Raw genomic sequence first — 18,492 nt, 5'->3', positions numbered from 1 at the left:
GGACGAAAGTCCTCAGGGCGCCCTTTTTTTGTCCTGAGTTCTAGCACAAAGCAGGGAAGGCCTGAGGCAAAGACGAGCCTCCTTCACCAGAATGTAAAAAGGGTCACACGGAACTCGTGTGACCCTTCCTGAAGATCAAAAAGATTCGCGATCAGTCATTCACCAAGATCCGATCCAGCAGCTTCTTGAGGCGTTGGCTGAACTTGGGCTTGGCGACTGGCTCGAGAGCTTCCTTGGCCACGTTGCGCTCACGAGTGAAGGCTGCGGTGGCCTCTTCCGAGAACGGGCTGGAGCCCACGGAATCATGCACACTAGGTGGCAGGTCATACATGCCTTCCACGATGCGCGGCTGGATGAAGATGAGCAGCTCACGGGCGGAGGTGTCACGGGTGCGGGAACCGAAGACCTTGTTCAGCACGGGGATCGCGGAGATGATGGGCACGCTGGTGCGGGTCTTGTTTTCATCCGTGCGCACAAGACCGCCGAGGAGCACGGTGGACTGGTTCCGGCAGGCGATGATGGTATTCAGCTCCTGCTTGCTGATGATGGGGTAGTTGTTGCCGGCAATGGTCGTGTTGCCCGCGCGCTCGCTGTTCTGCTGGGAAACCTGCAGAGTGAGCTCATCCGCCGAGTTGATGAGCGGGATGATGTTCAGGCTCAGCACGATGTCCTGATACTGCACGTTCGACAGGAAGCTGTTGTTGTTCGCACCATTGACCAGGGAGCTCTGAGTGGAGGAGGCGATGGGGAAGCTCAGACCGCTGGTGAGCGTGGCGGGGGAGTTGTTCTGGGTGAAGACGGTGGGACGTGAGATCACCTTGAACTTGGAGTCGCCCTCAAGCATCTGGGCGACCAAGTCCAGACCTGCATGCACGCCGCCGACGAAAGTCAGGCCATTGCCCGAAGCGAGGGCGGTGGCGGCGCTCACGACGTTTCGTGGGTCAAGCGCGGACTGCGCGGGGTTGTTGCCATTGGCAGCCACGTCGGCACCGAGCAGTCCTGCGGCAGAGCCAGCCTGGCCAAAGAAGCCGCTGGAACCATTCGTGCGGCGGCCGCGGAAGGCGGTCTCCAGGGAGAAGCCACGGCCTTCAGACATCTGGTAGTCACCGATGAGAGCGGAGATGATGATCTGCTGCGGACGATGATCCAGCTCATCCATGATCTCTTCCATGATGCGCAGGTGCTCAGGCGGACCGGAGATGAAGATGGCATTCGCCACCGGATCAGAGATGAGCAGCGTCTTGCCGATCAGCATGGAGCTCGGGCCGTTGTTCTGGCGCAGAGGCTGGAGGTTTCCCCCCCCACCACCGAAGCCGCCAGAGGAACCTCCGCCGATGCCGCCACCAATGCCGCCGCTGTTGCTGCCAAAGCCGCTGCTCGTCCCGTTGCTGCCCATCGAGTTGCTGTTGTTAAACAGGCTGCTGCTGTTGTTGTTCCGGTTCTGGTTGTTGCCGTTCTGGTTGTTCGTGCCAGTGCCGCCTGCGGTGCCGCCAGAGCTGCCACCTTCACCATCTCCTTCGGTGCGGGTGATGGCATCGCTGATGACCTGCATGGCCGCATCGACGGCGAGATACTTGAGCGGACGTGAGATGAAGTTGCGCAGCTCGGACGCGGCATCGAGCTCCTCGATCAGCTTGCCGATGTAGTCGATCTGCTCGGCGGAACCGATGACGAGGAGGCAGTTACGGCGCGCGATAGAGATGATCTTCGGCGGTGCAGCCTCAGCTGAGCTTCCTGCGGTTCCCGCAATGTTGCCTGTAGGTATGTTCAACGGGATGTTGGGCTGCACGGGCATGGCCCCTGGAGTGTTCTGCGGAATGGCGGGGGTGCGGGTGTTACCGTTGCCGTTGCCGCCTTTTTCTTCCGTGCCCAGGATCTCATCGAGCGCCGTCTTCACATCCTCCGCATCACTGCGGCTGAGCTGGAAGGTCTTCTGGGTCGTCTCCGCCTGCTTGTGGTCCAGGCGCTCCATCAGTCCCACGATGGAACGGATCGTGTTGCTGTTTTCCGTGATGACCAGAGCCTTGGCATTCGGGATGGGGATGATCTTGCCGTAGGTGTGGAGAGGGTTCACCACTTCCTCGATGGCCTTCTTCGCGTCTTCGGCGTTGAGATACTTCAGCAGGATGACGTAGTTCACCACCTGGTCCGTCAGCGGCAGCTCCATGGCGGACTCGACGAGCGGGATGCCTTCTGTGATCGGCTTCTTCGCATCCACGGCGAGGAATTTCACCATGCCTTCACCGGCAGGAGCGAATCCATAACCATTCAAGAGGAGGCTCTTTTCGATGAAGAGGATGGCCCTCTCCTTCGGCAGGGTGCCAGTCGTCTCGATGGAGACCGTGGCCTGCTCGGCATTCGCATCACGGATGATCTTCAAACCGGTGAGATCTTCATACAGCAGGAGGATCTCGGAGATCGGAGTGTTCGGAAACTGCAGTTCCACCCCTTCGTCCGTGATGGCCTGATCCACATTGATGGCCTTCTTCTCACCGCCTGCGGTATTGCCACCCGCAGGGCCGGCATTGGCGGGGCGGGGCGGGGTTGGTGCAGGAGCAGGCAGGGCCCCTGGAGCACCTCCAGGACTTGGGCGGCTGAACGGGCGTGCGCCTCCGGGCGGCGGGATGGTGTTTGGGTTACGTCCGGGCTGGGCTGGGATTTGAGCGTAGCCTGGAAGGGCCAGCAGCAAGGCGCCGAAGGTGATGAAGGTGCGGTTCAAGGAAGACATGCCGGAGATAAGGGCGTGGGCTGGCGGGGGAGGCTACAGAGAGGTGAAATCAAGGGTTGCCCTGGGGGGCGACAACAGGCGCAGGGATCAGCTGACGACGGCGCGAGATGGTGGGCACGTTGCCTGGAAGGTTGGGGTTCATGCCTGGCTGCACCACCTGGCCATTCGCCATGGGAGCGGCGGTGGCTGGATTACCGCCCATGCCGGGGACCATCCCCGCCTGTCCGGCAGACATGCCGCCTGGCAGATTGGGGGCGTTGAAGACACGGCCATTGGACTGAGGTGCCAGTGGTTTGGTGATCATCGGCTGGCCGCCTGGACGGCCCGGCAGAGCTTGAGCCCCAGGCACTCCCTGCTGACCTGCGCCACCACCGGCAGGACGTGCGGTGTTATTGATCGTCACCGGCGCGGCATTCTCATCATACTTCAGCGTGGCCGTCTTGCCGTCTTTCTCGAGTTCCGCCGAGGCTTCCTTGCGGCTGCGATTGAAGTTGGCGTGCACGAGTTTGAATTCATCACCATCCTTCGGCTCGTTGGTGATCCGCTTGAGCTCGTTCGTCTGCTTGTTGCGGATGCTCACGCGGATCTTGCCATTATGGCTGAACATGCCCGCCAAAGCCCAATCCTGGCCCCAGTTGTTCTCTGTTGGGGCGGGGGGCACCACTTTGCGGGTGAAGGGGTTGTTCTCCCAAACGGAGTCGTAGCGAGACATGTCATAGGCGATGGGGATGGCTGCACCATCTTCCTCGGCTGCGGGGGGCTGGTCTGCAGCAGGAGCGTCGATGGTGGTGGTGCCGCCTTCAGGAGGTGTTTGCGCGGCGGGCGCGCTTCCGTCAGCAGGCGCAGCATCCTGGGCACGGACGGAGGTGCCGGCGGCCAGAAGCAAAAGGGCGATGAGGCAATGTGTTTTCATGACGGAGGCAGTCTGAACCATTTTTCGACTCTCATGTTCACTTCAATTTTCTGCGGATTCTCCTCGTTCGGAGTGATCGTCATGGCGGGCACGGAAACAAAGTTGGTTGGCTGCTGGAGTTCGAGCAGCCAGTTCATCACCGGTTTCATCTCTCCCTCCACCTTCAGTGTCACGACTGCTGCGGACATGCCTGCGCGTTCGACGGCTTCATTGGGCTGCTTGATCGGAATCTCGATGCTGTGTTTAGAGGCCAGCTCATCTGCCAGTGCGATGACATTCGTGATGGCCTTTCCCGGGGTGTCGAGCACGGGCTGCTTCTCCGCCAGCCAGGCGGAGCGTTGCTGCCAGAAATCCTGACGAGAGAGCAGATCGTCCGCTTCAGCGCGCCGGGAGAAAACCTCCGCGGCATGGCCGTCCACATGTTGCTTCCAGGTTTTCAGCTTGTTCAGGCCGATGAAGGCTCCGCCACCGATGAGGATGACACCGAGGCCGAGGGCGAGACGTTGTTCACTGGCGGTCATAGCGAGGTCACCTCCGTGCTGGTTCCATCAGCGGCTGCTTCAGGTGGGCGTGCTTCTGCACGGAAAGTGGCGCGGCCATCCGGCAGGCTGGTCGGGGCAGGGAAGTCCCACTGCCAGCGCTTGAAGGCTGGGGCGGCCACCAGCTTGTCACGGAACTCGATGCCATGCCCCAGCGAGGCTGCCTCACCATCAATCACGATTCCATCCGTGCGTAACTCAAAGCGTGTCACGCGGATGCCTGTCTGCGGCATCAGCAGGATGAGCTGGTAGATGGACTCCACAGGGTATTGATCCGGGGTCAGGGCGGGACGCAAATCTTCCCAGTTGGCTTTCGCATCGCGTATCGCCGTCAGCTCGGGCTCGATGGAATTCAAGCGCTGCTCTTCAGCGGCCAGCTGGCGTTCGCGCAGCAGCACGCGCATGGCAAAGGCTCCAAGCGCGGCGATCAGTACAAAGGTGAAGGCGGCCACGCCCATCATGATCATCCGGCGTTGCTGGCGCTCCTGACGGAGCTGCACCACCGGTGCCGGCACCAGACGTGTGGCCTTCTCCGGCATCACCGGCGGACCTGCCCGGCGCGTGATGACCGGCAGGTCCAGGCCTTCGGCAAAAGTGGCGGGGATGATTTCCTCCTCCTCGGTCGTGCTGGAGATGCAGACGGCCTTCAGATCTGGCAGCGCGCCGATCAACTCCAGGCCGGCCAGCACACGCCGGATCTCAGCCGCAGCATCTGAATCCAGCACACGGGCAGCGAGACCCTGGCTATGGATTGGCGCGCCGTGTGCATTTGGAACGGCCATGGCCAGACTGCCTGCCTCACGCCAGATCAGCACCTCACCGGGCTCCAGATGGTGAAAAGCGACGGATGGGACAAAGCGTGCATTGTCCGCGGCATCCAGCACATGCGGGGGCAGCGGCGCCACCTGGATCAGGGCGGCGATGGGCTGGTCCTTTTCGTCCGGACGATCATGGGAGATGATCTCAAAATTATGACTCTCGGCGGTCTCGCTGCTGAAACCTGCAGCTTCGAGCTCGAGCTGCGCGGCAGAGTCCCGGCGCGCGCCTTCCACGCCCAGAAAGCGCATGGGCACGCTCACCAAGGACCGGGCTGGCAGCGCCACCCACTCGGCATTCTTCCAACTCCGCGACTCTCCGTCCACGACCTGCATGCTCCCGCTTTTGGACCGCCAGGCACGGAACCCCTCTTCATGTGGCACAAGGAGGAGTTCGTCGGCTGATTTCATGCGAGAGATTTTTGGAAGTAAGGGGCGCGATACTAGAGGACTCAGCCCTAAGTGCAAGGCGGGAGACAGCGCCTGAGTGATTCAAGTTCAACAATCTCTAAACGACATTTCTGAAACGCCTCGTCTCTTCAGTCCTTCCAGGAGGTCTTCTTACGAGGCGCGGGACGCATGCGACCTTCCTTGACTCTCTGGCGGACCATGACGAAGCCTGAGGCTTCCAACCTGCCGTCCTGGGCCTCCCTTCATGCTGCCTGAGCAAGCCACTCGCCGTACCTTCCACAATGAATTGTGGCGGTCGCTACCCGCAGGTGTGCTGGATGCCATGTCATCCACCTTTGGCATGCTTGTGGCGGTGCGCGTGTTTCATCTCGGGCACGTGGAGAAGTCCATCTTTCTCAGTGCCACCAGCGGCGGCTTGATCACCAGTTTGTTCGTCGCGCCTCTGCTGCTGCGCGCCCGCAGCACCATCGCCCGCACGGCGGCGAAGGTGCAGATGCTCGGCGGTGCCTGCATGGCCTTGGCGGCTTTGTTTCCCCATGAGCCATGGGTCTTCATTCTAGGCCTCAGCTTCGGGCTCTTCTGCTTCTCCATGCAGATCCCGCTGATGACACAGATCTACCGGCTGAACTACCCGGAAGCACAGCGTGGCAAACTTTATTCCATCACAGGTGTCACGCGTTCTGCGGCCGCCGTGGCTTTTGGATTCTTTGGCGCCTGGTTGTTAGACCGGGACATCTCCAACTACACCTGGCTTCTCTGGTGCTTTGCCGCGAGCGGCTTCATTTCGGGGTCGTGGACCTATGGCCTTCCCGCCATTGCCTGGGACAACACGGAAAATGGTGACACCCGCCTGTGGTCAGCCTTGCGCTGGGTGCGGATTGACCGCGACTTTCGCACCTTGCTGATCTCCTGGATGATGATGGGCATCGGTAATCTCATCGCCGCCAGTTTGTTTGTGGAGTATCTGGCCAATCCCAAGCACGGCATCAATCTGCCGGAGCGTGAGGTGGCCTGGATCACCGGCGTGGTGCCGGTGGCCTTCCGCATGGTGAGCTCTTATCCCTGGGGCCTCATCTATGATCGCGTGGGGCTCTTCACCGTCCGTTCCATTCTCAATGTCATCTTTGCCGTCGCCATCCTCATTTTCTTCCTGGGGAAAAGTCACTTCACCTGGTGTCTCGGCATGGGCCTCTGGGGCTTGGCGAATGCCGGTGGGAATGTGACCTGGGGACTCTGGGTCACCAAGCTGGCCCCCAAGCATGCGGTGGCTGAATACATGAGCGTGCACTCCTTTCTCACCGGGGCGCGCGGACTCCTGGCACCTCCGCTGGCATTCGCCGCTCTGCAGGTGATGAGTTTTCAAACCCTTAGTATCTGGTGTGGCGCCGCCATCCTCAGTGCCAGCGCCTTCATCACCGTCCGCGCACGTGGCAGTGATGATGAGACCCGCCGCCGCCTCGGTCCCGGCGAAAGGCTGTAAATCAAAAACAGTTCACGGTTCTCCGTTCGCCGTTCCCAGTTGAGCATTGTCCTTTAGGGAGCTGCTACGCGTCCCTTGCTGTCCTTTTAGTCCTTTCGTTCGCCTCATTGAAGTTCCCGCCTGCTAACAAAAAAGGCGGCTCCATCTGGAGCCGCCTTCAAAGTTTAAACTAGACCGTTCAGCTTACTTGGAGCCGGTGTAGACTTCCTTGGCGCTGGTCTGCTCCACCATCTGATAGGCGGAAAGGTCTGGAAGACGCTTGCGCCAGCCGTGGCCAGGCATCGTGTTGTCCACGATGGTGTCATTCAGGCTGCCGACCATGTAAGGCTTGGTGTCACGCACGGTGCAGCGGAGCAGGCCGCCGAAGAGACCGCGTGTGGCGCTGTCCCAGATGTTGCCGTAGGTGGTCATCACGCCGCAAACGACGGTGCCGCCGGAATACATGGTGCGCTCATAGCCGTTCAGAACCCAGTTCGTGTTGTCGATGGTTTCGTCATGGATGAACTGCGTGCCGCTGTCATTCACATCATAAACGACTTCAGCCAGACGGGTGGCTTCCTTGCGGACCACGTTCGTGCCGCGGTTGGCGGATTTGAAAATGATGTTCGAACCGTCACGAGCGAAGCGGGTGGTGACGCCAGTGCCATAGTCAGAGGTGTCTTCCACGATGTCGATGGAGGTTTCGGCACCACGGCCCACGCCGCGCACTGGGTAGCCGAGTCCACGGTTTGTGAGATCCGTGCCATCCTCAGAGAACTGCTGGGACGGACGTTCAGGGATGTCAGAATACTTCAGGGGACGTGGAGTCGAGGAGCAAGAAATGGCGAAAAGTGGGAGGGCCGCGAGAGCGAGGTATTTTTTCATAAAAAGCGGGGCGAGGATGTCGAATCGCACTTTGGATGTCAAAACTAAAGTCGTCGATGGAAAGATTTTAGCCAGCCCTCACGGAACCAGCACACGCAGGCGGTAAAAAGTGGGCAAAACCCCTGCCGGTGACTGCACATTGAGCGTCCGGATGATGCCTGCCCCTTCGTTGATCACGGCCGGGCCCGTCGGCACCGTGCCATTGATGCTCGTCGCCAGGGGTGTCCAGGTGCCAAAATCCGTGGTGGATTCCACGATCAGCGTCAGCCCGCGGGCGAGGCTGTTGCGAGTTAATGAGAGGTGCGCGGTCTGGTTTCCCGGAGGTCCGCTGAGCTGGAGGCTGAGGGGCGTCATGGCGGCGCTGCCCAGGGCAAACTCGACCGCATTGGGCACGCCATTGCCATTAGCATCATGGCCGGGGCCATTGAGCTGGGGATCAGCCTGCTGGGCGGGGGTGAGATTCGTGGTCAGCCAGTGGGAGAAGCTTTGCACGTCTGGAGCCGTGTAAAGACCAGTGACCTCGGCGGCGGACAGGGCTCGGCGGTAGATGCGCAGGTCATCGATCTGGCCCAGCCAGGGATTCCCGCCCAGGGTGGTATCTCCTACCCGCAGCAGGCCGGGGTGGGTGCTCCCGGGACCGGTATTGAACTGGGTGAACTGAACACCGCCATCGTAGTAAAACCGGCTGCGCCAGGTGCCTGAGACATTCTCGTTCACCAGGGTCAGCAGGTGCCATTGGCCGTCATTGACAGCGGGGGAGATGCCCAACTGGGCGCTGAACTGGCCGCCCGTAATGCCCTGCAGGATGCCCATGGAGCCCGCCGTGCCCATGCGGATCTGGGCATAGCCGCTGACGATACCGTCGTCCTTGCCAAGGACCATGCGATAACCGCCAGCACCCGTGGTGCGGACCCAGACGGAGATGGTAAAGGCATCACCACGGGGTGTGAAATTCAAATCGCCCTGGTTGGCCGGGAAGAAGCGGTTGATCACGTTGCTGGCATCGCTGGGACCATAGGCTCCGCCAAAGCGGCCGCTGCTGACCCAATGCGCACCCGTTACTGTAGTGGCGTGGTTGTTGCCGGCAGTGGCGCTGTCCCAGACCTGCGTGCCGCCGCCTTCATCAAAGGTGTAGTGCAGGATCAGATCGGGATCGCTCACGAAACCTGCGACCGGCTGGACATCCAGCGTCAGCACCTGTGTGTCCGTGCCTGAGGTGTCTGTGACCCGAAGAATGAGGCCGGACAGCGCGGGAGCCACGGAACTGCCGCTGAGCAGGCCCGATGCGGAAAGCGTGATGCCCGGCGGCAGCACGCCGCCTTCGAGACTCCAGGTACGAGCCGAAACACCACCCACCGCCGCCAGATTCACCTGGTAAGGCACACCGACCGTGGCCGCTGGCAGCGTGGTCGTGGTGATGGTTAGGCTGGGATTGACCGTGACCTGGGCAGCCGTGGTGCTCACACTGCCCTGACCGTTAGTGATGGTGCAGATGTAAGTTCCGGCATCGCTCAACTGCACGGAGGGAATCGTCAGTTCAGGACTGTTCGTGCCCACCGGCGTGGCTCCACGATTCCACTGGAAGGTAAAAGGACCCGTGCCGCCAACAGCGACCGTGAAGTGCAGTGTGTTCCCCACGGCGAGCGTGATCGCGGAGGGCTCGCTGATGATGCTCGGGGCTAGCGGTGAAGGCGCTGCCGGAGGTGCCAGCGGCACGCCTGCCGCATCACGGCCATCGAGCTGCACCAGGTATGCGAGGAGATCACTGCGATCACCGCTGTTGAGCACATCCTGCACCAACCTGTGCGGCTGCGCGGTGGTGAGCTGGGGGGCATTCGCGACCAGCAGGGCATTCACCACGAGATCTCCATTGCCCTTCACAACCTCGATCGTGTTGGTCGCCCCTGCATTCAGCGAGACATTGACCGTCAGCCAGCGCCAGCCGCTGATCTGCCAGGAGTTGTCGGGGTATTGCCGCTCCACCGTCAGTTGCTGCTGCACTCCATTCACCCGTAGGAAAGCCGTGCCGCCATTGTACTGCCGGACATAGCGCATCGCGACTCTCGCGATGCCACCGCTGCCTCCGTTCACATTGTTGAAGGTCACGCCTGAGCTGCCTTCGGCGCCGCCAAGGTAAGCCGCTCCCCCTGCCAGCATGCCGCGATTGAAACCGCCTCCGCCCTGGGTGTTGTCATCACTCATCGGTCCTGTGGAAGTTCCGAAGAACTGTCCACTAGCGCCCGGCAGGAAGGTGCCTCCGGCATAGCCGAAGACATCTTCCAAGGTCGCCGCCTGGCCATGATGCAGATAGGTGCGTGTGGCATGCAGGCCATGCAACGTCGGGGTATCAATGCCTGGCAATGTCTGTCCGAGCCGCAGCCCGCTGATCGTCGACTGCGTGCCCACATTCACCAGTGTGCTGTTCGTGAAAGACGGTCCGCTATGGCAGGAGACACAGTTCTGTGAAGCAAAGATGGTTTGGCCGCGAAGAGCTGCCGCCGTGAAGGTGCCATTGGCATTTCGCGCCGGGCTGCGAGGTGTGTGCGCGGGAGTGAGCGAGGAAACATAGGCCGCCAGCGCATCCAGATCCGCGCTGAGGCCGGTCTTGCCGCTCGCCGGACTCGGATGCTGCGCGGCAAACTGCTGCTGCGAGAGATTCAGGAAGCCCGTGCCGCCGAAAGGACCCCGGATGTCATGTTCGAAATCCTGGATCTCGTCAAAGTTGCCACTCCAGTGCACCGCTCCATGGCCCATGCCGGTGCGACCGCGCAGATCCGTGGTGCGGCGAAGACCTTCACCACGACCGGTGAAGTCCCACACGCGACCGTCGTGACCACCATCCACATGGCAGGTGGCGCAGGAGATGTAGCTGTCCGCGCTCATGCGCGCATCGGCGGCATTGTAGAAGATGCGCTTGCCCTGCAGCACCTGAGTGCTGAGCAGTTCATTGCTCACCGCATTCGTGGTGACGAGGTTCGGCAGCGCGGTCTGGTTCTGACCCAGAAACGGCACGGCATTTAGCACCGTGATACTGCGGCCCATGAAGTCCTGCGTGAAGACACGCTGGCTCGTCGCATCCACCAGCACACCCTGCGGCGCAAGCCCGGTGCCCACATCCAGCGAGATCACCGCTGGCGAGGTGAAGGTAGAGCCGGTGGTGATCTGCTCCACCAACGGCGCGAGGCTGAAGGCATCCAGCCCGACCACGCGATTGTTGCCTTGCAGTGTGACGAGCAAGGTATCTCCCAGCGGCGTGTAGGTCACCGCGCTGGGGCTGTCGCTATTGTCAAAGTCACGTCGTGAGTGCGGGATCTCGGCCTGAGTGTTTGCGAGATCCAGCAAGGAAATGACCGCGCGCGAAGTGGTCTCATGCGTGAGGTTTCCCACGCCAAAGAAGGTGCCGCGCTGTGTGTTGTCCTGTTTTGAGACGATGGCTGCGCGTGTGCCATCCGGTGAGATTGCGATGCCAGACAAGTAGTTAGGCGTGCCCGAGGCCCGGTCGCCAATGTCAATGGTCGATGAAGCCGCGAGACGGAAGGTGCGCGTGAGTGTCAGCGCCCCCGAAGTGCCCGCAAACTCCGCCACCTCAGCTTCCAGTTCAGGTGAGATGAAGCGCGTGACCAGCACCCGTGTGCCATCCGCACTCACCGCGATGGCTCGTGCCGTGGTAAATGTGCTGCGCACCACCGGTGCCGCCGCCGGATTCGCCGCGCTGTAGCGATGCAGATGCCCCGAACCATAAAGCGTGACAAAGAGCGACTGCCCATCCGGTGAAGGCGCGACACCGAAAGGCGCGGCTCCATACGCCAGCGGGATCGTCGCATGCGTGCTGCCATCCGCATTCAGCACGCGGATCTCATCACTGCCATGGCAGGTGACCCAGTAGCGACCATTCGCATCTCGCGCGATGCTGCGTGGATTCACACCCACGGCATGCTCATGCAGTTTTTCTCCGGTGTCCGCACGGATCACGGTCACGGTGTTAGCATCCGGATTCACACTCCAAAGACGGCGCACACCTGCATCATCGCCAATCGCCATGGTGGAGCTCTGTGTCGGACGAGGTCCGCCCGGAAGCGCCGTGATCACCAGCAGCCGCATGGAGTTCGTGGCGATGTTCCCATTCGCATCCTGCACCTGCGCCAGCACGCGCGGGCGGCCCGCAATGGTATAAGTGAAGTTTGCCGTGGCGCTCGTGCTCCAGGTCGTCCAACTGCTATCGAAGTTGAAACGATACTGCAACTGTCCCGTGCCCGTGGCCGAAGCCGTGGCGGTGATCTGCTGGTTCGGCGCAGGCTGGTAGTTGCTCGCCGTCAGACTGGTGAAAACTGGCGGCAAAGTGCTGTTGATGCCACCGCCTGTGGAGAATCGATAGGAGTAAGGTTCGATATAGTTTCCCGCCGCATCTCGAAAGCCGATTTCGAGGCCAGGATTGGAATGGAAATCGACCTGATAGGTCGTGTCCGCTGCGAGACTCGCATCCGGCGTGAAGGTCATGTTGCCCGAGAAGTCATGCAGGAGGAATCCTGGCACAAAGGCACCCAGTGTGTCTCCTGCCTGCACGGGCCGGACGGTAAAATCGATGCCATTGCGCGGGCCACCATTGCGCGGATGTTCGTGAATCAGGAAGCTCAGCGGTGCATGCCGCGAGTAGTTCGTGCGGTTCACCTGCGGGATGTGAAAGCTCACACGCGGTGGTGTGGTGTCCGCGGCCTGCTGATGGACCCACACGCCCATGCCCTGGTTGAAATTTGGAATGGGATAACCACCTGTGAGCCAGAGGTTGCCGAGCGGCAGGGACATCTGCGAGCAGTTCACTCCGACCAGCGAACCTTGGGGCAGGGCAGGGGCACCGGCCTGCCTCGGCGGATTCGCTTCATTCAGCGTAAGCACAATCGGATTCGCATCGCCCGCCAGGAAGCGGGTCATATCGATCTTCCGGTTATGAATGAACCCAAAATTGTCCTGATACACCGGATAAGACGCATTACTGAAATCTGGCACGGTCATGCTCGCCAGTGTTTGAATGTTCGGCGTGACACCTGGCATCGTGGCGGAGGTGATGTCCGCGCCCATGAGGATGTTCGTCGTCGAGCCGATCACGAAAAGCCCCGTTCCATCGCTAAATAGGTTAGGCCAGTAGCCCTGGAAGCCGCCGCTGAGAGATCCGACATAGCTCGGTGTCACCACATCATTCGCGGCGTTGCCGTCATCCATGTTCAGGTAGTTCAGCCGATACACCACGATGCCGTCATTCGCTGCTCCACCGCTCCGGGCCATGATCAGCAGGTCACCAAAGATCATCGGGTGCCAGTCGCCGCCGCCATACGGCCCCACATGATCAAAGGTGCCGAGCGGTCGATTGATGACAAAGCCGTTTTGGCCGAGGTAGGAGCGGCTGATGGTGATGTCCGAGTCATCCGTGTCATACCACAGCAGCGTCGCATTCCAGGGTCCTGCTTGAGCTGAGCGATTGTACCACACGGGCAGATGCGCCAAGTCCGGAATGCCATTCGTGCCACCACGCTCCACGATGCCGCCAAACCCGTTCACGCGAATGGGATCCGGCAGCAGCAGATTGCCATACTGAGCCGTGCCATGGGCGTTCCAGCCGTAGTTCCCGTAGATCCATGAATTGTTAGGGTATTGGTTCGCAGGCAGCCCAAAGTCCGAAGGATAGCGCCGGATCGGGTTCGTCGGATCACTGATGTCATACACACGCATCAGCCAGTCCGAGCCACCGCGCGATCCGGGTTGTTCCGCGCCCACGATGATCCAGCCATTCAGATAGTTGATGGAAGTCGTGCGGCCGATCGGCTCGGAGCCGTTGGTGATGGGATGGCTCAGCAGTGTGCCGGGAGCTTCCATGCGCGGCAGGTTCTGGAAACCACTCGTCGTGACCTGTGCCAGAGCAGGCACGGTCAGACCGAGAAAGAGAACGATTTTCGAGAAAAGGGGGGGCATGGCTCCTGTTTCTTGGTCAAACCCAGCAGGCGGTTACACGGTACCCTCAAAAATCTTTCCTGCCACCACACATCACTCCGCCTCCAGCCGATACCCGATCCCTGGCTCATTCACGATCTTCGGCCCGGTCTCGCCGAGCTTCTTGCGCAGGTGGTTGATGTGCACGCGCAGGCCCTCGCTGGCATCGCTGCTCTGCCCGGCCCAGACCTGGCGGATGATCTGGTTTTGCGTGACGATGCGCCCGGCGTGCTCCGCCAGCACTTTGATCAGCGCAAACTCCGTGGGCGTGAGCTTTAAAGGCGCATCCTCCAGAGTCGCCTCATGATGCAAGAGATCCAGCACCAGCGCGCCTGCCGTGATCTGCGGACTCTGCCGGGTGAAACGACGCCGCTGAATGACATTCAGCCGCGCCAGCAGTTCCGCCGTGCCAAAGGGCTTGGTGACATAGTCATCGGCCCCGGCTTCCAGTGCCTCCACCTTCACGGCTTCCTGGTCACGCACGCTGAGGATGAGCACCGGCACATCACTCCATTCGCGTAGCCGCTTCAGCACCTCGATGCCGCTCAGCCCCGGCAGCCCGAGGTCTAACAAGACGACATCTGGACGATGAAACGCCGCTTCCTGCAAACCGAGCTGGCCGTCCGCGGCCTCGCACACCTCATGCCCGCGAGTTTCCAGCACCATGCGCAGCAGCCGGCGCATCTGCGTTTCGTCATCGATGATCAGGGCTTTGCTCATGGCTCGGGAGACTGGCGGATTTTGACCGGCAGGTGAAGCGTGAATTCAGCGCCGCCTTCCGGATGGTTTCGCACGGTGATGTCGCCCTTCAGTGCCCGCATCAGGCCGCGGGAGATGGCCAGGCCCAGGCCCGTGCCACCGGCGGGCGAACCAGGAGTGCGGTAAAATTTCTCAAACACGCGGTCGTCCACATCCTCGGGCAAACCAGGGCCATGATCACGCACGCGCACTTCCAGTTGCTCGTCCGCCAGCGTGGCGCTGAGCTCAATCGGCGTGCCCATCGGCGCATACAGCGTGGCGTTGTGCAGCACATTGCTCACGGCCTGGGCGAGCAGGCGGCTGTCCAGCATCAGCAGCGGCAGATCCGCAAACCCGCTGACCTTCAGCGGATGCGCGCCGAGCTCGCGCTTCAGTGTCCGCGTGGCTTGGTCCAGCACATCCGTGGCCTCGCACCATTCGGGGCGCGGTTTCACGGCTTCGGATTCCACGCGTGTGATCTCCAAAAAGTTCTCAACGATCCGCTGCAGCCTCCGGTTCGCGGTCTCGATCTCACGCGCAAAGGGATTCTCGGTGCCGAGGCCGTCAATCGCCGTGCGGATGATGGAGATCGGTGTCTTCAGCTCATGCGAGACACTGTCCAGCAGCGTGCGATGCAGCGTCTCCGCCTCCGCTAGCAGTTCCGCGCGATGCTTCTCCGCCAGGAGCTGCTCGCGCTCCTGATGATGCCGCTCCAGCGCCGCCTCGCGTTCGCGCAAGCGGGTCGTCAGATGCCCCATGCTCAGCGCCACGATGAAGAACATCACAAACATCACCACGTCCTGCGGACTCTCAATGTGCAGCGTGAACCTCGGCGGCACAAAAATGAAATTCCACACCAGCGCGCTTGCCACCGCCATCGTCAGCACCGCGCTGCGATTCCACCGCGTGCCCGCCAGCACGATCGCCAGCAGAAACACCAGCGCCGCAAACATGTGCCCCGTGTACGGCAGCACCGCCCAGCAAGCCGAGGCCAGCACAAACAAGGTCGTCAGCCCCCAGCTAAACTGCCCCACCACCGCCACCGCCACCGGCACCGGCGGGCGGGGTGGCTTGGGGGAGTGGGTCTCGGAGGAGTTCATGGTTCCATGGTGCCTTTAAAACATGGCGCCGCCAGTAAACAGGTGTGCTTAGGCCGTTAAGAAGCTGTGAAACAAGAGTACCCAAGGACCTCTCTGAGAGGGGCAAACCCGGGGTTGAGCTTTTGTCCGATAAGCCTAACTTATCCTTATGACGGCGACCCTTACCATTGACCAATCGGGCCAGATCGCGCTCCCGGAGCCATTGCTCCGTGTCTTTGGCTTGGCACCGGGTGTACGTATCCGTGCCGAAGTCACGCCGGGACGAATCGAGATCGTCAAAGACATTCCAGTTGCCACGGAAGCCATGCTTTCGCCCAGCGGCCGTCTGGTGCTCGCCCCGACAGGATTGCAGATGGATGTGGGGAGTGCCGTGCGTGAGGAGCGTGAGGCGCTCGCCAACCGTGCCCTCCGCAAATGACGCGTTATCTGGACAGTTCAATCCTGGTCTCATCGCTTCTGCCCGATGATCCCGACTATCCGGCTTGCGATGCACTCATGGGACAGGCTGGAATCTGGACAAGTCCCCATGCCCTCAATGAGACTTTTGCCACTCTGACTGGCGGCAGGTTAGGGACACGAATCGATGCTGACTTCGCGGCGCGGATGATCCGAGAAAGTATTCGTCCCTGTGTGCAATTCGTTGAACTCACCGTCGATGACATCTTGGATGCACAGGCTCAAGCGCGACAGCAAGGTGTTCGTGGTGGGGCCGTCTACGACTACATGCATTTCATCGCCGCCAAGAAAGTTGGAGCAGACAAGATCATCACGATCAACGTCTCCGATTTCGAATGCCTCAGTCGCGAAGGAGACCCAAAGGTTGAGCGACCTTCTTGAGTGGCCTCTGAGATGGAGCGAGAGATGGATCATCGATGCTTTAGACACTTTATATCTCCACCTGCTGCCCGAGCTCGATGACGCGGCCGACGGGGATTTGGAAGTAGGTGGCGGGTTGTTCGGCGAGGCGGCTGGCGAGGGCGAACATTTTGCCGCGCCAGCGGGCCATGCCGGGCTTGGAGCTGGGGAGGATGATCTCGCGACCGAGGAAGAAGGTGGTGGTCTCGGCGGCGACTTCGAGGTGATGCGCGGCGCATTGGCGGAGCAGGCGCGGGACATCGGGCTTTTGCATGAAGCCGTATCGACCCGTGACGCGCCAGAAACCTTCGCCTAGGGATTCGACGAGCACGCGACGGCTCGGCGGCACCCAGGGTTCGTCTTCGACGACGAGGGTCATGAAGATCACTCGCTGATGGATGGCGTGGTAGTGCTTCAGGCTGTGCAAAAGGGCCACGGGTGTGCGGCCGCTGGTGCTGGTCATGAAGACGGCGGTGCCGGGCACGGTGATGGGCTGGCGGCGCATGAGGCTGGTGACCAGCATCTCCTGCGAGAGGGCGCTTTCATCCATGCGGGCACGCACGAGGCGGCGGCCCGTGGCCCAGGTGGTCATGAGCAGGAAGAGGATGATGCCGACGACGATGGGGAGCCAGCCGCCATCGAAGAATTTGAGCAGGTTCGCGCTGAGGAAGGCGAGCTCGATCAGGCCGAACAAACTGCATAACAACAGCGCTTTCGCGATGCTCCACTGCCAGAGCGAACGTGCGGCGAAGTAGAAGAGGATGGTGGTGATGAGCATGGTCATCGTCACCGCCACGCCATAGGCGGCGGCGAGGTTGGATGAGGTGCGAAACACCAGCACGAGGGCGAGACAGGCCACCATGAGCAGCCAGTTCACCAGCGGAATGTAGATCTGGCCGCGTGCGTGCTCGGAGGTGTGACGGATGCTGATGCGCGGCAGGTAGCCGAGCTGCACCGCGCTGAGGGTCAGCGAGTAGGTGCCGGTGATCAGCGCTTGCGAGGCGATAACCGTGGCGGCTGTGGCGAGCAGCACCAGTGGGAGCGCGGCCCATGAAGGTGCCATTTGGAAGAAGGGCGCATGGGCTAGCTCTGGCTCATGCATGAGCATGGCACCCTGGCCGAGGTAATTCAGCGCCAGGGCTGGCAGCACCAGCGTGAACCAGGCGCGGCGGATGGGGCTGGCTCCGAAGTGGCCCATGTCAGCATAGAGCGCCTCGCCACCGGTGACGGCGAGGAAGACCGAACCGAGAATGACGAAGCCCTCATGACCACCCGTCATGAGGAAGTGCCAGCCGTGCCAGGGATTGAAAGCGGCGAGGATCTCTGGTCCGCGCAGAAGATGCGGAACCCCGAGTGCGGCGAGGCTGACAAACCACAGCGCGGTGATGGGGCCGAAGAATCTGCCGACCCGTGCTGTGCCAAGAAACTGCACGGAAAAGAGCCCGATCAAGATGCCCACGGTGATGATGACGATGAGCCACTGCGTATGATGTTCCCAGGCGGTGGCCGCGTGGAGATCTGCTGGTGCATGACCGAGCAGGCCGCCGTCCTTCAGACCTTCCACGGCACTCAAAACGGAGATGGCGGGCGTGATGATGCCATCACCAAAAAGCAGCGCGGCGCCGAACAAGCCGAGCAGCACGATCACCGCGCGTCGTTTGGAAGCTTCACTCAAGCCGTGCGCGGCCAGGGCCATGAGCGAGAGCACGCCGCCTTCACCCTTGTTGTCCGCCCGCAGCACGAAGACGAGATACTTGATGCACACGAGCAGGATCAGCGCCCAGAGGACGAGCGAAACCACGCCGAGAATATGCGCATGCGTGGCGGCGATGTGATGCGGGCTGTGCGGGCTGAAACACTCTTTTAATGTGTAGATAGGGCTGGTGCCGATATCGCCGAAGACCACGCCGAGTGCGGCGATGACGAGGGTGGAGGTGGAGAGCTTATGGAGACCGGGCTTGTCGGAGTCATTCATGACAGGCCCACCCTTGTTCAGCGGCCCCGCGCTACCAGTGAACGACCTGCGGAAGGGTGTTAAGAAAGTGTGAAGACCGGAATTTCTGCTCT

The 18,492-nt window shown here is 61.2% G+C and carries 12 protein-coding genes; 3 read left to right on the top strand and 9 right to left on the bottom strand.

Annotated features, from left to right (window positions below):
- Nucleotides 1-151: 151 nt before the first annotated feature.
- The 4 genes from BGE01nite_RS10905 to BGE01nite_RS10890 are packed head-to-tail and all read right to left on the bottom strand — an operon-like array spanning nucleotide 152 to nucleotide 5,406.
- Nucleotides 152-2,728, bottom strand: coding sequence for a secretin N-terminal domain-containing protein (locus BGE01nite_RS10905; RefSeq protein WP_146850490.1), 2,577 nt, complete (start codon nucleotides 2,726-2,728; stop codon nucleotides 152-154).
- A 49-nt stretch (nucleotides 2,729-2,777) separates the two neighbouring features.
- Complete coding sequence (locus tag BGE01nite_RS10900) at nucleotides 2,778-3,641, bottom strand: hypothetical protein (protein ID WP_146850489.1); 864 nt, start codon at nucleotides 3,639-3,641, stop codon at nucleotides 2,778-2,780.
- On the bottom strand, nucleotides 3,638-4,162 hold the full coding sequence (locus BGE01nite_RS10895) for a hypothetical protein (RefSeq protein WP_146850488.1): 525 nt from the start codon (nucleotides 4,160-4,162) through the stop codon (nucleotides 3,638-3,640). The genes BGE01nite_RS10900 and BGE01nite_RS10895 overlap by 4 nt, the downstream gene beginning before the upstream one ends.
- On the bottom strand, nucleotides 4,159-5,406 hold the full coding sequence (locus tag BGE01nite_RS10890) for a hypothetical protein (protein ID WP_146850487.1): 1,248 nt from the start codon (nucleotides 5,404-5,406) through the stop codon (nucleotides 4,159-4,161). The genes BGE01nite_RS10895 and BGE01nite_RS10890 overlap by 4 nt, the downstream gene beginning before the upstream one ends.
- Before the next feature lie 244 nt (nucleotides 5,407-5,650).
- Here BGE01nite_RS10890 and BGE01nite_RS10885 point away from each other — a divergent pair, with 244 nt between their 5' ends.
- A complete protein-coding gene (locus BGE01nite_RS10885) occupies nucleotides 5,651-6,886 on the top strand; it encodes an MFS transporter (protein WP_146850486.1) in 1,236 nt (411 codons plus the stop codon).
- A 183-nt stretch (nucleotides 6,887-7,069) separates the two neighbouring features.
- Here the strand turns inward: BGE01nite_RS10885 and BGE01nite_RS10880 are convergent, their stop codons facing one another.
- From BGE01nite_RS10880 to BGE01nite_RS10865, 4 genes are all read right to left on the bottom strand, one after another.
- Nucleotides 7,070-7,750, bottom strand: a complete 681-nt coding sequence (locus tag BGE01nite_RS10880; protein ID WP_146850485.1) for a hypothetical protein — start codon at nucleotides 7,748-7,750, stop codon at nucleotides 7,070-7,072.
- A 78-nt stretch (nucleotides 7,751-7,828) separates the two neighbouring features.
- Entirely contained in the window at nucleotides 7,829-13,714 is a 5,886-nt protein-coding gene (locus tag BGE01nite_RS10875; RefSeq protein WP_146850484.1) for a LamG-like jellyroll fold domain-containing protein, read from the bottom strand.
- 72 nt (nucleotides 13,715-13,786) lie between these two features.
- Nucleotides 13,787-14,452 (bottom strand): response regulator transcription factor, encoded by a 666-nt coding sequence (locus BGE01nite_RS10870; RefSeq protein ID WP_146850483.1) that lies wholly within the window; start codon nucleotides 14,450-14,452, stop codon nucleotides 13,787-13,789.
- The gene (locus BGE01nite_RS10865; RefSeq protein ID WP_146850482.1) at nucleotides 14,449-15,570 is read right to left on the bottom strand and encodes a sensor histidine kinase; all 1,122 of its coding nucleotides are present in this window, start codon (nucleotides 15,568-15,570) and stop codon (nucleotides 14,449-14,451) included. Before BGE01nite_RS10865 ends, BGE01nite_RS10870 begins: the two co-directional genes overlap by 4 nt.
- A 148-nt stretch (nucleotides 15,571-15,718) precedes the next feature.
- Here BGE01nite_RS10865 and BGE01nite_RS10860 point away from each other — a divergent pair, with 148 nt between their 5' ends.
- Both BGE01nite_RS10860 and BGE01nite_RS10855 read left to right on the top strand, forming a co-directional pair.
- A complete protein-coding gene (locus BGE01nite_RS10860) occupies nucleotides 15,719-15,988 on the top strand; it encodes an AbrB/MazE/SpoVT family DNA-binding domain-containing protein (RefSeq protein ID WP_146850481.1) in 270 nt (89 codons plus the stop codon).
- A complete protein-coding gene (locus tag BGE01nite_RS10855; protein ID WP_146850480.1) occupies nucleotides 15,985-16,407 on the top strand; it encodes a type II toxin-antitoxin system VapC family toxin in 423 nt (140 codons plus the stop codon). The genes BGE01nite_RS10860 and BGE01nite_RS10855 overlap by 4 nt, the downstream gene beginning before the upstream one ends.
- 49 nt (nucleotides 16,408-16,456) lie before the next feature.
- Here the strand turns inward: BGE01nite_RS10855 and BGE01nite_RS10850 are convergent, their stop codons facing one another.
- Nucleotides 16,457-18,400 carry a potassium transporter Kup gene (locus BGE01nite_RS10850; protein ID WP_146850479.1) on the bottom strand — a complete coding sequence of 648 codons (1,944 nt, stop codon included), beginning with the start codon at nucleotides 18,398-18,400 and terminating at the stop codon, nucleotides 16,457-16,459.
- Nucleotides 18,401-18,492: the final 92 nt, after the last annotated feature.

It is taken from the genome of Prosthecobacter gellanilyticus (assembly GCF_007992435.1).
In the GTDB taxonomy this organism is placed as follows: domain Bacteria; phylum Verrucomicrobiota; class Verrucomicrobiia; order Verrucomicrobiales; family Verrucomicrobiaceae; genus Prosthecobacter; species Prosthecobacter gellanilyticus.
This window is presented reverse-complemented; position numbering and strand designations above follow the sequence as displayed.